Below are 13699 nucleotides of genomic sequence, written 5' to 3'. Positions count from 1 at the left end.
GCTGGTCGTGTCGTGTCAGGCAGCGAGGACGAGAAGGGATACGGCCGGCGGCCCGCGCCTGATCACCGAGTGCTGGAGTGCGGTGGTACGGGGTGCGGGCGCCGCCGCGAGCAGGGCGGTGCGCGGGACGCGCGGTCCCGCCCCGGGCGCGGCGGGCAGCCCGGCGAGCAGGGCGCGCACCAGTGCGAGCGCCCCGCGCAGGGAGCGTACGAGCGCCCCCTCGGCGACGCCGTGGGCCGACAGGGCGAGCAGCCGCAGCAGGGCCGTGTCGCCGCGTCGCAGCAGCCATCCGGCGGCGACGGCCGCGAGGACGTGGCCGAGCAGCATGGGCAGGGACGGCAGCAGGGACATCGAGGTGCCGGCGGTGGTCAGGGCGTCCGCGGGATGATGCGCGGCCCCCATCCCGCTCATGCCGCTCATGTCCGTGCCGCCCCCGGCGGCGTTGCCGTCGCCGCTCGTGGAGAGCCGCGCGTCGACGAGGATCCGCTGGGCCTGGGCGGGGCTGATCGCCGCCGCCGTGGCCCCGCACACCAGCCGGGCCGCCCGTTCGACGAGCGTGGCGTCGGACATGGCCGACGCCGTGGTGGAGGCGGAAGCGGTGACGGAGGCGGTGTGCTGGCCGAGTCCGAAGAGTGTGTGCAGCACGGTCTGTCCGACCGCGAGCAGCGCCGCTATGCCCGGCAGCGACCGCTCGCGTCCGGCGAGCGGCACCACGACCGCGAGGGCGCCCAGGAATCCCGCGCCCAGCGTCCACGGCGGAACCGTGGCGCAGGAGGCCACGGTGTGCCCGGCCGCGGCCAGCACGACGCAGACCGCGGCGAACACCGCGGCCCGCAGCAGCCGTAGATCGCGACCTGAGCGCTCGCTGTGGGGGGCAGTCATGGCGGGGTCATCATCGCACTGGCTCCACCGCGGCCATACGGCAGGTCCACAAGATTCCGTACGATGCGGAAGATCACCTTCTGTTGTGACTGGTGCGACTGATGACCCTGAGTCCTACATACACCGATTTAAGGGCCGCGGACATCCCCCATATGGGCGGCATCACGTGGAATTCGTGCTTACGCAAGGCCTTGAGGGGCAATACGTATCGGTATGTCGAGCCGCGGCCTGGAGGCTGGAGCATGAGCATCTGGTGGTCACTCCATCTACGGCGCGATGCCGCGAGCGTTCCGCTCGCCCGCCGCCTGCTGCTCGGCACCATGGAGACGGCGGGCGTCGATCCCGACGTCAGTTACGACCTCTCCGTCGCCCTGAGCGAGGCCTGCGCCAACGCCGTCGAGCACGGCGGGGGTGCCGCGCGCGGCGGCTGTTCGGAGGCGTACCGCGTCACCGCCTACCTCGACGGCGAGAAGTGCCGCATCGAAGTCGCCGACTCGGGGCCGGGTTTCGCCGGCGGGTGCACCCCCCGCGTCGACCGCTCCGCCCTCAGCGACACCTACGCCGAGCAGGGCCGCGGCCTCTACCTCATCCAGGAACTCGCCGACCACGTCCACATCGGCAACAAGCCGGGGCTCAACGGCGCCGTGGTGAGCTTCGACAAGATCCTCAAGTGGCGCAAGGACGCTCCCCTCATGGCCGTCTGACCGCTCGTCAGATGCGTCAGGCGCCGATCTTGGCCGGTCAGGGCCGGTAGGAGTCCTTCGGGAAGCGGGAGTTCAGCTTTCTCAGCACTCACAGGTTCCTCTCAGCGTTCCCCCATGTCGCTGACGGGTGCTCTTCCTACGTTCATGTTCATGACGGGAAACCACAAAGACACAACCATCACGCGGCGCCGCGCTCTCGCGGTGACCGGTGGCACGGTCGCGGCCGGCGGACTCGCCGTCGCCGGGTACCAGTCGGCCTTCGCCGACACGGCCGCCGACGCCGAGGCGAGCGCGTCGGCGTCCGCCACCTCGACCTCCACGAGCAGCAGCTGTATGACGCTGATGACGAGCGTCACGGAAGGGCCCTACTACCTCGATGGTGCCTTGGTGCGCAAGGACATCACCGAGGGCAAGAGCGGTGTGCCGCTCACCCTGCGCCTCACCGTCGTCGACGCCACCGACGGCTGCACGCCGGTCTCCGGAGCCGCTGTCGAGATCTGGCACTGCGACGCCTGGGGTTACTACTCCGGCTACACGACCGCCAACCCCGGCGGTTCGGCCCCGGCCGAGAGCGAGGACGGCTCCACCGCCGACGACAACACCTATCTGCGCGGCTACCAGGTCGCCAACGCCAACGGGGTCGTCAAGTTCGAGACGATCTTCCCGGGCTGGTACACCCCGCGCACCTGCCACATCCACCTCAAGGTGCACACGGGCGGCCAGAAGGAGGACGGCACCTACGAGGGCGGCAAGGTCAACTACACCGGCCAGCTCTTCTTCCCCGACGACATCGCCGAGGAGATCTTCACCCTGGAGCCCTACTCCAAGCACTCCGGCAGCTACACCACCCTCGACAGCGACATGGTCTACGACGGCGGTGGCACCTCCAGCGGCCTGCTGACCCTGAAGGCCGTGCACAAGGCCGACCCCTCCAAGGGCTACAAGGGGTCCATCACCCTGGGTGTCGACCCCGACGCCGAGAACACCGGTGCGGGCGGCGGAGGCGGCGGCGGTACGCCGCCCAGCGGTGCCCCGGGCGACGCTCCGACGGGCACCCCGCCGAGCGACGCCCCGTCGGCCTCCGCCTCCTCATAGGGTCGGGACATGACAAGCCGTGAGGACGAGGCGCTCGCGCAGGCCGCGGTGGCCGCGCTGACGGGGCAACTGGCCCTGGCTCCCAAGCCGGGCCTGCCCGACCCACGTGACCTGGCCGCCCGCGTCACCCGCAAGGACCACTGCGGGCTGCGCTGGTCGGCCAAGGCGCTCGCACCCGGCCTCGCGGCGATGGCCGCGGCCGCCCGCCGCACCGGCGAACCCACGCCCCGGCTCCGCGCGGAGCTGGGCGCGATCGGGAGGTGCACCGAGCACTCGGTGGGCCTGGCCGGCGGCGGGCACCGGGGTGCGCTGTGGACGCTCGGCCTGCTGGTCGCGGCGGCCGCCCTCGACACCCGCGCGCGGGGCGTCGAGGTCGCCGCGACCGCCAAGCGGATCGCCGCCCACCCCGACCGGGCCGCTCCACGGCGGCCCTCGCGGGGTGCGACGGTCTCGGCGAAGTACGGCGCGGCCGGCGCCCGCGGCGAGGCACGCGCCGGATTCCCGCACGTACGGCGCGCCCTGGACGCGCTCGCCGCGGCCCGCGCCGCCGGTGCGGACGAGCCCGAGGCGCGACTCGACGCCCTGCTCACCGTCATGTCCACCCTCCAGGACACCGAACTCCTGCATACGGCGGGGCCCCTGGGTCTGCGTCATGTGCAGGCCGGTGCCCGCGGCATCCTGGAGGCGGGCGGCACGGCGACCCCGGCGGGCCGAGCGGCCCTGACCGACCTCGACGCCGACCTCCACACGCGCGCGTGGAGCCCACGCGGCAGCGCGGGCCTCCTGGCGGGCGCACTCTTCGTGGACTCCCTGCCGGTCACCGCGCTCACCCGGGCGGCCTGAGCGGGCCGAGGGCGACGACAGGCGGCCGTCGACAGGCGACAGGCATCGGGCAACGGGCGGCAGGCAACGGGACACGGGCCCGCCACGGGCCACGGCGGGCGTAGGGCGTGCGTAAGGCGGCGGTCTGCGGGCCGCCCCTGGGCGCGTGTTCTCAGGGGCGCGCTCGGGCCTGCTCCGGGTTGCGCGGGTCTGACCAGGCTTGCCCAGCGTGGTCAGGGTGCTCACGGTGAACGGGGCCGTCAGCTCGCCGGGACCAACGCGGCCGGGGGCCCGGTCGTCCGGTCGGCCGCGGCCCTCCGGGCCACCGGACCCATCGCGTACGACGCCGCGACCATCGCCGCGCCGAGCAGCAGCCAGCCCGGCGTGCCCCACTCGACCAGCAGCCAGGTCAGGACCAGCGGACCGAGGGTGCGGGCCACCGTGACGCCGGTGCCGAACAAGCCCTGGTACTCGCCGACGCGGTCGGCCGGCGCCAGGTCGAAGGAGAGCTGCCAGGAACCCGCGGACTGCCCCATCTCCGCGACCACCTGAAGCACCGACCCCAGCACCAGCACGCCCGCCGCCACCCACGGCGAGGCACCCGCGGACAGGGCGAACACCGCGCACGCGGCGCACATCACCCAGCCCGCCCGACGCACCGCGCGCGTGGCGCTCGCCAGTCCCGTCACGCCACGCGCCGCCCGCACCTGGAACACCGTCACCACGGCGGTGTTGAGCACGAACAGCGCGGAGACCAGCCAGGCGGGCGCCCCGGTCCGCTCGGTGATCCACAGCGGCAGCACCAGACTGAGCAGCGGCATCCGCAGCAGCAGCACGGTGTTCAGGAGCGCCAGCAGGGCGTACGGCCGATCCCGCAGCACACCCGGGCCGCTCCCGCGCGGGCGGACCTTCCCGGGAGCCACCCGGGGCAGCCCGGCGAGCAGCGACGCGCACACCAGGAAACTCACCGCGTCGACCACGAACACCCCGAGGTACGCCTCCCGTGTCCCGGCGTGCAGCGCGAGCCCACCGAGCCCGGCGCCCACCGCCAGACCCGCGTTCAGCGTCGCCTGGAGCCGCGCGAGCAGTCCCGTCCGCTCCCCGGCGGGCACCAGCCCGGCCAGCAGGGCCTGCCGGGCCGCCGCGAGCCCCGACTGCGCGGCCGCGTACCCGCACGCCACGAGCACGAACGGCACGAACCCGCGCACGAGGGTGAAGGACGCCACCGCCAGCCCGGTCGCGAGGGCCAGCAGCACCGCCGTCCCGCGCGCCCCGCGCCGGTCGGCCAGTCGCCCCAGCGGCACCCCGGCCAGAGAGCCGACCGCCCACCCGAGGGTGAGCCCGAGGCCCACGCGCGCGGGGGCGAGACCGATCACCTGGGTGAAGTACAGGGCGGACGTCGTGTAGTACGCACCGTCCCCGACGGAGTTGCTCAACTGGGCGAGCGCGAGCAGCCGCCGTGGGCGAGTCTTCGACATACCGATGACGCTAGAGGCACAGTGGGCCGCTCGACAGCGCCAATCAGGGGCCGTGAAACTGGCCCAATCCCGCCCGATCCGTGGCCCGATCAGTCCCGGCCCAGGACCTTCGTCAGTACGTCCAGCGCCTCCGGATACAGCCGCTCCCGGGGCGTCCCGTATCCCACGACCAACCCCTGCGGACGTCCCGCGCCGGGAGTGTGCCAGTGCTCGCCCAGACGGCCCACCGCGAGCCCCTCCGCCTCCGCGCGCGCCAGTACCTCCGCCTCGTCGCCGACCTCCACCAGCGCGTGCAACCCGGCCGCGATCCCGCGCACGCCCCGGCGCGCGCCCACCCGTTCCAGGAGCAGGTCCCTGCGGCGTCGGTAGCGCAGCCGGCACGCGCGTACGTGCCGGTCGTAGGCGTGGCTGTGGATCAGCTCGGTCAGCGCGAGCTGCCCGATGGACTCGGTGTGGTGGTCGCTGTGCAGTTTGGCGTCGGCGACCGCGTCCACCAGTTGCGGCGGCAACACCATCCAGCCGAGCCGCAGCGCGGGCCCGAGCGTCTTGGAGGCGGTGCCCAGATAGACCACCTGCCCCGGCGCCATCCCCTGGAGCGCGCCGACCGGCTGCCGGTCGTAGCGGAACTCCCCGTCGTAGTCGTCCTCGACGATCAGCCCGTCACGCGCGCGTGCCCACTCCGTGAGCGCCCGCCGCCGCCCCGGGTGCAGCGTCACACCGGTCGGGTACTGGTGCGCGGGCGTGACGACCACGGCACCGGCGTCGCCCAGTTCCCCGACGCGCACCCCGCGCTCGTCCACCGGCACCGGCGTCACGGTCCCGCCGTTGCGTCGTACGACCTCGCGGTGGAAGGGCAGCCCCGGGTCCTCCATCGCGATTCCGACGCCGTCCAGCACGCGCGTGAGGAGCGCGAGGCCCTGCACGTACCCGGAGGTGATCACGATCCGCTCGGGCGGCGCGATGACGCCCCGCGCCCGCCCCAGATAGCCCGAGAGCGCGGTGCGCAGTTCGATGCGGCCGCGCGGGTCGCCGTAGTCGTACGCCAGTGAGGGCGCCGTCGCGATGGCCCGGCGCAGCGCGCGCAGCCAGGCCGCGGCCGGGAACGCCCCGACGTCCGGGCTCCCGGGCCGCAGGTCGAAACGCGGCTCACGCGCGCGTGCGGCGGCGCCCGGCGGTGCGGCGGCGTCGGACGGCAGGGCCGCGACCCGGGTGCCCGAGCCCTGCCGCGCCGTCAGATAGCCCTCGGCGACCAGCTGGTCGTAGGCGGCCTTCACCGTGTTGCGCGAGATGCCGGTCTCGGCCGCGAGCCGCCGGGTGGCCGGCAGCCGGCTGCCGGGTGCCAGCCGTCCCTCCCGCACGGCGTCCCGCAGAGCCCGCTCCAGCCCGGCCCGCCGCCCTTCGGCGGCATCCGGCTCCAGGTGCAGGTCGACGCCGACACCGGACCAGAAGTCGTTCACGCAGTCCCCCTAGACAGAAGCGCCCCTGGACAGAACTCCCCCAGGACAGAACTCCTCCTGGGCAGGGGAATGGCCGGGCACTCACCAGTACCCGGCCATCGATCAGCGATGTGTCAGCCCTTCAGCGAAGCCATCCAGGCCTCGACCTCGTCGGAGCGGCGCGGCAGGCCGTCCGACAGGTTCCGGTTGCCGTCCTGCGTGACGAGGATGTCGTCCTCGATCCGGACGCCGATCCCCCGGTACTCCTCGGGCACCGTCAGGTCGTCGGCCTGGAAGTACAGCCCGGGTTCGACCGTCAGCACCATGCCGGGCTCCAGCGTCCCGTCGACGTACGACTCCACGCGCGCGGCGGCGCAGTCGTGGACGTCCATGCCGAGCATGTGACCGGTGCCGTGCAGCGTCCAGCGGCGCTGGAGACCGAGCTCCAGGACCCGCTCGACCGGGCCCTCGACGAGGCCCCACTCGACGAGCCGTTCGGTCAGCACGCGCTGCGCGGCGTCATGGAAGTCGCGGTACTTGCCGCCGGGCTTGACGGCCTCGATACCGGCCTCCTGGGCCTCGTACACGGCGTCGTAGATCTTCTTCTGGATCTCGCTGTAGCGGCCGTTGACCGGCAGCGTGCGCGTGACGTCGGCGGTGTAGTACGTGTGGGTCTCGACGCCCGCGTCGAGCAGCAGCAGGTCGCCGGAGCGGACCGGGCCGTCGTTGCGCACCCAGTGCAGCGTGCAGGCGTGCGGACCGGCGGCGGCGATGGTGCCGTAGCCGATGTCGTTGCCCTCCACGCGCGCGCGGAGGAAGAACGTGCCCTCGATGTAGCGCTCGCTCGTCGCCTCGGCCTTGTCGAGGACCTTCACGACGTCCTCGAAGCCGCGGACCGTCGAGTCGACGGCCTTCTGGAGCTCGCCGACCTCGAAGTCGTCCTTGACGAGGCGGGCCTCGGAGAGGAAGACGCGCAGTTCCTCGTCGCGCTCGGCGGTGACCTTGTCGGTCAGGGCCGCCTCGATGCCCGCGTCGAAGCCGCGCACGACCCGCACCGGGCCGGTGGCCTCGCGCAGCTTGTCCGCCAGCTCGCGCACGTCGGAGGCCGGGATGCCGTACAGCTGCTCCGCCTCGGTGAGCGAGTGCCGGCGGCCGACCCACAGCTCGCCCTGACCGGACAGCCAGAACTCGCCGTTCTCGCGGTCGGAGCGCGGCAGCAGGTAGATCGTGGCCTTGTGGCCGTCGGCGACCGGCTCCAGTACGAGGACGCCGTCCTCCGTCTGGTTGCCCGTGAGGTACGCGTACTCGACGGAGGCGCGGAAGGCGTATTCCGTGTCGTTCGAGCGGGTCTTCAGGTTGCCCGCGGGGACCACCAGGCGCTCGCCCGGGAAGCGCGCGGAGAGCGCGGCGCGGCGGGCGGCGGTCTCGGCGGCCTGGGCGATCGGCTCCAGGTCACGCAGTTCCGTGTCGGCCCAGCCGGACTTCATGCTCTCGGCCAGCTCGTCGGATACGCCTGGGTACAGGCCGTTCTTCCGCTGCTTGATGGGCTCCTCGGACTCAGTCTCCGGGCCCGCTGCGGTAGCAGCATCATCCGGCACAGCCGGGGTGAGCTCGTCGGCCACGGTCATCCTCCTTGATACGGCACTGGACCCCCTCCATCGTACGGTCGTACGTAAGGGGGCCCAGGGCCGATGGACCTGTTGCCGGGCCGGTCACCCGATGTCACCGCCGCGCTACTCGAAGCGGGCCGCCAGCAGTACCACGTCCTCGTCGCTGTCCCGCTCGGCCGCCCCGTCCGGCAGGAGGGTGCGCAGTACGTGGTCGGCGATCGCGCCGGGGTCGTGCCGCAGCGGCTTCGGGACCCCGGCGGCGGCCGCGTGCAGCCGGGCGAAGGCGCGGTCGACGGGGTCGCCGGTGCGGTGCAGCAGGCCGTCCGTGTAGAGCAGAACCGTCTCGCCCGGCTCGGCCTCCATTTCGACGCTCGGCGCCTCCCAGCAGGCCAGCATGCCCAGCGGGGCGGAGACGGACGTCTCGACGAACTCCGTGCGCCGCTCGCCGACCAGCAGCGGCGGGCAGTGCCCGGCGCCGGCCAGAGTGATCTTGCGCAGGGCGGGTTCGCAGTAGGCGAACAGGGCGGTGGCGGACCGGGCGGGCTCGGTCAGCCGCAGCAGCAGCTCCAGGTCGGACAGGACGGCGACGGGGTCCTCGCCCTCCATCACGGCGTACGCCCGCAAGGAGGCGCGCAGCCGGCCCATCGCGGCGACCGCGCTCGGCCCGGACCCGGTGACGGACCCGACGGCGAGGCCCAGCGCGGCGTCCGGCAGCGGCAGTGCGTCGTACCAGTCGCCGCCCCCGCGCGGACCGGTGTGATGCCGGGCGGCGAGCTGGACGCCGGGTACGCGCGGCAGCCGGGAGGGCAGCAGCTCCTCGGCCATCGTCTTCATGCACGCGCGTGTGCGTTCGAGCTCCAGGAGCCGCGCCAGGTGCTCGGCGGCGTACCGGACGTACAGGCCGATCAGGTGGCGCTGACGCTCGTTCGGCTCGGCGGGCTCGTCGTAGAGCCATACGGCCGCGCCCAGGCGGCCGGGAGCGCCGTCCGTCTCCAGGGGCAGCGCGTAGCTGGCGGCGTAGCCGAGGCGGGCGGCCACCTCCCGGTGGCGGGGGTCCATGCCGTCCTCGGCGAACAGGTCGGGCTCGGCGATCTCCCCCTCGCCGCCGGGCAGCCCCTCGAGGATGCGGCCGTAGGACAGGGCGCTGCGCGGCACGGTCTCGATATGGCCGAGATCGGCCCGGCCGAGGCCCAGTCCGATCATGCTGTCCGGCCCGAGCCGGTCTGCGGGCTCGAAGACGACGAGACCGCGCCGGGCGCCCACGAGGGCGGCTCCGGCGTGCAGCATTTCCTGGAGGGTCTCCGGCAGCGCGTCCGTGCGGGCCAGGCGTTCGGTGAGTTCGTGGAGGGTGGTGAGATCGGAGACCCAGCCGGCGAGCCGGTCGGTCAGCAGAGCGCCCGGGCCGGTGGAGCCGGATGCGCTGGTGGGGGCGGCAGGGACCGTCGGGGTGCCCGGGGTGGCGGGCGCGGGCGCGACAGTGTGTGCGGGCGAGGGAACCGTTGAATCGATTCCGGCCACTTTCGGAGGGTGAGGGGCGTTCATGGCGTCCGGCTCTCGGACCGGAGCGTATTGCTCAAAAGCATCGCAAACCCCCATGTCATTCTGCGCCGCTAGCGGTGTCTCCACATGTACACGCACTCGTGAGGGGATGTCCAGCATTGTCCTGCTGGGATTGCTGGTGTCCGTGGGGTCTTTGGGAGAATCGGGCACAGTTCTTCCGGCTCCCTTGCGGAATTGTAAAGTTGGCTTAAAAATGCCTCGGGTAACGGGTGATTGCGGTCGACTGGGCTTGCTCCACGGAGCGTCACAGCGGTCGTGATGGGTACGTACTCGGTAAGGGCCAGGTGTCGTTGGGAGCTCGTTGGGAGCCTTCCGGAACCTGGTGACCGGCCCGGGCGTCATAGTCATCGACGACCGTGCCCCATCCTCCCGTGGCGGAGGCGGAGAGAAATACGCGCGACGGTAAACGCCAGACTTCGCCACCCCACGCCACGCCCAGCATTAGATGGATGCAAGTCGGACGGAGTGGCCGCGGAAGCAGCCACCGCTCGACCCTGAGGGGTTCCCCTTGTCTCGTACAGGGGTGTGATGCGCCAACAGGTACGCACAGTGAAGTGATCGACACATGATGTGATGTGGCCCACGGTGTTGCCAGCGGTGCAACGGAAAGGAACGAGCGCTCATGCGCGAGATCCTCGGAAAGCGACGCAGGCTCCTGTCCCAGTCCAGCGACAGAGGACCTGAGTTGATCGACTCGGCCCTGACCTTCGCGACGGAATGGCAGTGGCCCGTCCTCCCGGGCGTGACGGCGGACCCGCAGGGGCGTTCCCGCTGCGGCTGTCCCGACCCGGAGTGCACGGTCCCCGGTGCTCACCCCTTCGACCCCGGCCTTCTCGCGGCCACCACCGAAGCGCGCATGGTGCGCTGGTGGTGGACCAACCGGCCGACCGCACCGATCATCCTGGCCACCGGGGGCACGGCCCCCTGTGCGGTCAGCCTCCCCGCCCTCGCGGCCTCGCGCGCGCTCGTGGCGCTCGACCGGCAGGGCATCCGTCTCGGCCCGGTCGTCGCCTCGCCCACCCGCTGGTCGATCCTCGTCCGGCCGTACACGATGGAGCAGCTGGGTGAGCTGCTCTACGCCAAGGACTTCGTGCCCGGCTCCCTGCGCTTCCACGGCGAGGGCGGCTACATCGCCCTGCCCCCGTCCGAGACGGGTCGCGGCGACGTCCGGTGGGAGCGCGCGCCGCTGCCCGGTTCGGCCTCGCCCTGGGTGCCCGACGTCGAGGCCGTGGTGGACGCCGTCGTCGACGCCCTCACTCGTACGGGTGTGAGCGCACCCGAGTTGTAGGGGTGTCGGGCGCGCGCCGGACAGGACACCGGCGTTCGCCCTCTATCTTCCGCTACATGAACCTTCGTCTCCTCGCCCTCGTGGGCGCCGTGGCAGGTGCGATCGCGCTGCCCCTGGCCATGGCGTCCGCGGGGCCGGTCGGCGACGAAGGGCGTACGGCCGGCGCGGTCGAAGTGGCCGATACACGTGCCACCGGCGGTCCGGATCCGAAGGCACCGCCCGTCGAACCCTCCCGGTCCCCGCTGCTGCTCGGCCTGGGGCTGGCCACCGCCGCCCGCTGCGGCCCCGAACTCACCTCCCCCGACGGTGTGGAGGCGCAGACCTGCGTGCTGTCCCAGGGTGAGGACAGCTGGGCGCGCACCTACTACCGCAACGCCACCGGACGCGCCCTGGACGCCTTCCTGAGCCTCATGGGGCCCGAGGGGCGCACGGTGCGGACGCGCTGCGCAGTGGGTGCCGAGGACGAGCCGGAATCCTGTGAGACACCCCATGAGCGGACCCGGGGCGAACTGGCGGCGTACACGGCGGTCGCGGAGTTCGCGCGAGCGACCGGCGACGGGTCGCTGCTGCTGCGCTCCGGGAGCAACTCCCAGGCGGATGCGGGCAGTTGACGTGCGACCGCACACTGTAAACGGCGCCGGACATGAAAAGACCCGGTTGCTGACGACGGGGGATGCATCAGCAACCGGGCAACTCGAACGGTAACAAGAGATCTGCTCCACGCAAATTCGATCTCTTGTTTCCATCGGTATTCCGGACACCGGCGAATCGGCGCTTCTCGCGCCGACTCACCCTGCGCGGGCGGCAGTTGTGAGTGGAGTCACGCCACCCGCCGGCGCATGGGGTGCTGACCGGTCGGTCAGTCCGGCCGGGGTCCGTACCTGTGCGTCAGCTGAGCGTCACCTGTCGGTTGGTCAGGCCGCCCCGCGCGCGACGCTCGTCGGCCGTGAGCGGTGCGTCCGAGGCCAGGGCGCCGGCGAGCCGCTCGGCGAACTCGGCGGCCGGCTTCTCCACGTCGTCCGCCGTGACCGCGCTCGGCAGGTCCCAGACCGGCACCGTCAGACCGTGCGCCCGGAAGGAGCCGACCAGGCGCGTGCCCTCGCCCAGGCTCGACCGGCCCGCCGCGTGCAGCCGCGCGAGGGCGTCCAAAAGCCGCTCCTCCGGGTGCGGCATGACCCAGCGCAGGTGGTTCTTCTCCGGCGTCTCGCACCAGTACGCGGCGTCCACACCGGTCAGCTTCACGGTCGGGATCGCCGCGGCGTTGGCGCGCTCCAGGGAGGCGGCCACCTCCGGCGCGGCGTTCTCCGGGTCCGGGACCCAGAACTCGAAGCCGCTGTGCACAACTGGCTCGAACACGCCTTCGGCATCGAGCAGATCCTGCATCCGTGGACCGTCGGCCGGGGCGCGGCGCGCCTGCACCGGAGTGCCGGGGTCCGCCTCCAGGGCCCGCCGCAGGGTGTCGGCCAGGTCGCGGCTGATGTCGCCCGACGGCGTGTCGTTCTGGAGGCCGAGCAGCACCGAGCCGTCGTCGCGGCGCAGCGCGGGCCAGGCCATCGGCAGCACCGTGGCGAGTGTGACGGACGGGACGCCCTCGGGCAGACCGCCCTTGAGCGTCAGCTCGACCGTGGCGGCCGGCACCAGCTCACGCAGCGCCACCCAGTCGCCCTCGCCCGGCAGGCCCTCGAAGGGGCGCTGCACCAGCTCGGTCACGGCATGTGCGGCGGCCCGGCCGTGACAGGCCTTGTAGCGGCGGCCGCTGCCGCACGGGCAGGGCTCCCGCGCGCCGACGACCGGGATGTCCGCGTCGGTGGGCTGCGGCCGCTTGGCCTTCGTCTGGGGTCGCTTCTTGGCCATCTGGGTGTCTCCCGGGTACGGCTCGTCTGGTACGGCGGGAGCCTAGCCGTTCGTACGCTCCGTCACGGGAACCTGTGGACGACGCGGGGCTGTGGACGACGATCACCGCGCTCTGCCGCGCGGATCTTTCCAGCCCTTTACCCGACCGCCTCCGACCGCATACGACCGCCTCCGACGGCCGCCTCCGACCGTCTCCGGTCTAGTCCAGGTCGTCGAAGGCGTCCGCGAAGTCCAGGCCGGGCATCGACGCCACCGACGGCGCCGCGACCCGGGATGCGAAGTCGTCGCGCCGGCAGCCCGCGTCGGGGTCGTAGACGTCCGCGTGGACGACGACCCACACCGTGACCTCGCCGCGGGCGTCGTCCCGGACGCCCCAGTCGTCGGCCAGCGCCGTGATGATGTTGAGCCCGCGGCCGCCGTGCGCGGTGACGGAGGGGGTGGCCGGGGCCGGACGGGTCGGGCCGCCGCCGTCGGTCACCTCGACCACCAGCCGGCCACCCGGATCGACACGCCACGCGGCCCGGACGTCGCCGTCCCCGGCCAGGGCGTCGCCCAGCGGCCTGCCGTGCTTGCACGCATTGCTCAAGAGTTCGGAAAGGATCAGTACGGCGTCGTCGATGACCGATTCCGACACCCCGCCCGTGCGCAACTGATCGCGCATGCGGTGTCTCGCGTTCCCCACGCCTGCAGGGCCATGGGGTACGGCCATGCTCGACGACGCGGGCACCTCCTGTGCCACCACCAACGCCACCCCCGAGACCTCCTTCGCCCCACGCCACGGTGTGGATGCCCCATTGGCCTGTACCGGAAACCGGCCAATGCGGCCCCGGCGACGCATTCGTCATGATCGAACACGGACCGAACGCGCCGGAGCACTCCCTGTGAGGGGCCTGTCAGTGAGTGGCTAAATTTGGACGGTATGGCTGAGAACGGAGGATGCTGTAACGGCGCTGTGGGGTCAAGAGGTGTG

General features: G+C 72.6%; 12 protein-coding genes. 5 read left to right on the top strand and 7 right to left on the bottom strand.

The annotated features are described in order from the left end of the window. Positions 1 to 15: 15 nt before the first annotated feature. A complete protein-coding gene (locus G9272_RS22235; protein ID WP_171398202.1) occupies positions 16 to 882 on the bottom strand; it encodes a hypothetical protein in 867 nt (288 codons plus the stop codon). Between the two features lie 242 nt (positions 883 to 1124). Between G9272_RS22235 and G9272_RS22230 the strand changes: the two genes are divergently transcribed. From G9272_RS22230 to G9272_RS22220, 3 genes are all read left to right on the top strand, one after another. Continuing rightward, positions 1125 to 1586 carry an ATP-binding protein gene (locus G9272_RS22230; RefSeq protein ID WP_171398201.1) on the top strand — a complete coding sequence of 154 codons (462 nt, stop codon included), beginning with the start codon at positions 1125 to 1127 and terminating at the stop codon, positions 1584 to 1586. A gap of 144 nt (positions 1587 to 1730) precedes the next feature. Then, positions 1731 to 2681, top strand: a complete 951-nt coding sequence (locus G9272_RS22225; protein ID WP_171398200.1) for an intradiol ring-cleavage dioxygenase — start codon at positions 1731 to 1733, stop codon at positions 2679 to 2681. Between the two features lie 9 nt (positions 2682 to 2690). Beyond that, complete coding sequence (locus tag G9272_RS22220) at positions 2691 to 3524, top strand: triphosphoribosyl-dephospho-CoA synthase (RefSeq protein ID WP_171398199.1); 834 nt, start codon at positions 2691 to 2693, stop codon at positions 3522 to 3524. 239 nt (positions 3525 to 3763) lie between these two features. On the opposite strand, the gene G9272_RS22215 is transcribed toward G9272_RS22220, so the two are convergent. The 4 genes from G9272_RS22215 to G9272_RS22200 all read right to left on the bottom strand — a co-directional run bounded on the left by G9272_RS22215 (position 3764) and on the right by G9272_RS22200 (position 9686). Beyond that, a complete protein-coding gene (locus G9272_RS22215) occupies positions 3764 to 4981 on the bottom strand; it encodes an MFS transporter (protein ID WP_171398198.1) in 1218 nt (405 codons plus the stop codon). An 89-nt stretch (positions 4982 to 5070) separates the two neighbouring features. After that, complete coding sequence (locus G9272_RS22210) at positions 5071 to 6438, bottom strand: PLP-dependent aminotransferase family protein (RefSeq protein ID WP_171398197.1); 1368 nt, start codon at positions 6436 to 6438, stop codon at positions 5071 to 5073. Between the two features lie 113 nt (positions 6439 to 6551). Then, the gene (locus tag G9272_RS22205; protein ID WP_171398196.1) at positions 6552 to 8045 is read right to left on the bottom strand and encodes an aminopeptidase P family protein; all 1494 of its coding nucleotides are present in this window, start codon (positions 8043 to 8045) and stop codon (positions 6552 to 6554) included. Between the two features lie 105 nt (positions 8046 to 8150). After that, positions 8151 to 9686 carry a PP2C family protein-serine/threonine phosphatase gene (locus G9272_RS22200; protein WP_171402111.1) on the bottom strand — a complete coding sequence of 512 codons (1536 nt, stop codon included), beginning with the start codon at positions 9684 to 9686 and terminating at the stop codon, positions 8151 to 8153. 523 nt (positions 9687 to 10209) lie between these two features. On the opposite strand from G9272_RS22200, the gene G9272_RS22195 reads away from it, so the two are divergent. Then, positions 10210 to 10875, top strand: a complete 666-nt coding sequence (locus G9272_RS22195; protein WP_171398195.1) for a bifunctional DNA primase/polymerase — start codon at positions 10210 to 10212, stop codon at positions 10873 to 10875. Positions 10876 to 10931: 56 nt separating this feature from the next. Beyond that, positions 10932 to 11486, top strand: coding sequence for a hypothetical protein (locus G9272_RS22190; RefSeq protein ID WP_171398194.1), 555 nt, complete (start codon positions 10932 to 10934; stop codon positions 11484 to 11486). Between the two features lie 277 nt (positions 11487 to 11763). On the opposite strand, the gene G9272_RS22185 is transcribed toward G9272_RS22190, so the two are convergent. Then, positions 11764 to 12729, bottom strand: a complete 966-nt coding sequence (locus G9272_RS22185; protein ID WP_171398193.1) for a DUF5926 family protein — start codon at positions 12727 to 12729, stop codon at positions 11764 to 11766. Positions 12730 to 12928: 199 nt separating this feature from the next. Then, positions 12929 to 13567 carry an ATP-binding protein gene (locus tag G9272_RS22180; RefSeq protein WP_171398192.1) on the bottom strand — a complete coding sequence of 213 codons (639 nt, stop codon included), beginning with the start codon at positions 13565 to 13567 and terminating at the stop codon, positions 12929 to 12931. Positions 13568 to 13699 lie beyond the last annotated feature (132 nt).

Origin of the sequence: Streptomyces asoensis, from assembly GCF_013085465.1 — a bacterium.
GTDB classification, from domain to species: Bacteria; Actinomycetota; Actinomycetes; order Streptomycetales; family Streptomycetaceae; genus Streptomyces; species Streptomyces cacaoi_A.
The sequence above is the reverse complement of the archived record's forward strand: the minus strand, read 5'-3'. Positions and strand labels throughout refer to the sequence as shown.

Excerpts from the sequence above, each read along its gene's own strand:
- G9272_RS22225 (WP_171398200.1), top strand. The coding sequence starts at position 1,731 with ATGTTCATGACGGGAAACCACAAAGACACAACCATCACGCGGCGCCGC.
- G9272_RS22215 (WP_171398198.1), bottom strand. The coding sequence starts at position 4,981 with ATGTCGAAGACTCGCCCACGGCGGCTGCTCGCGCTCGCCCAGTTGAGC.
- G9272_RS22185 (WP_171398193.1), bottom strand. The coding sequence starts at position 12,729 with ATGGCCAAGAAGCGACCCCAGACGAAGGCCAAGCGGCCGCAGCCCACC.
- G9272_RS22195 (WP_171398195.1), top strand. The coding sequence starts at position 10,210 with ATGCGCGAGATCCTCGGAAAGCGACGCAGGCTCCTGTCCCAGTCCAGC.
- G9272_RS22190 (WP_171398194.1), top strand. The coding sequence starts at position 10,932 with ATGAACCTTCGTCTCCTCGCCCTCGTGGGCGCCGTGGCAGGTGCGATC.
- G9272_RS22220 (WP_171398199.1), top strand. The coding sequence starts at position 2,691 with ATGACAAGCCGTGAGGACGAGGCGCTCGCGCAGGCCGCGGTGGCCGCG.
- G9272_RS22200 (WP_171402111.1), bottom strand. The coding sequence starts at position 9,686 with ATGCTGGACATCCCCTCACGAGTGCGTGTACATGTGGAGACACCGCTA.
- G9272_RS22205 (WP_171398196.1), bottom strand. The coding sequence starts at position 8,045 with ATGACCGTGGCCGACGAGCTCACCCCGGCTGTGCCGGATGATGCTGCT.
- G9272_RS22235 (WP_171398202.1), bottom strand. The coding sequence starts at position 882 with ATGACTGCCCCCCACAGCGAGCGCTCAGGTCGCGATCTACGGCTGCTG.
- G9272_RS22180 (WP_171398192.1), bottom strand. The coding sequence starts at position 13,567 with ATGCGTCGCCGGGGCCGCATTGGCCGGTTTCCGGTACAGGCCAATGGG.
- G9272_RS22230 (WP_171398201.1), top strand. The coding sequence starts at position 1,125 with ATGAGCATCTGGTGGTCACTCCATCTACGGCGCGATGCCGCGAGCGTT.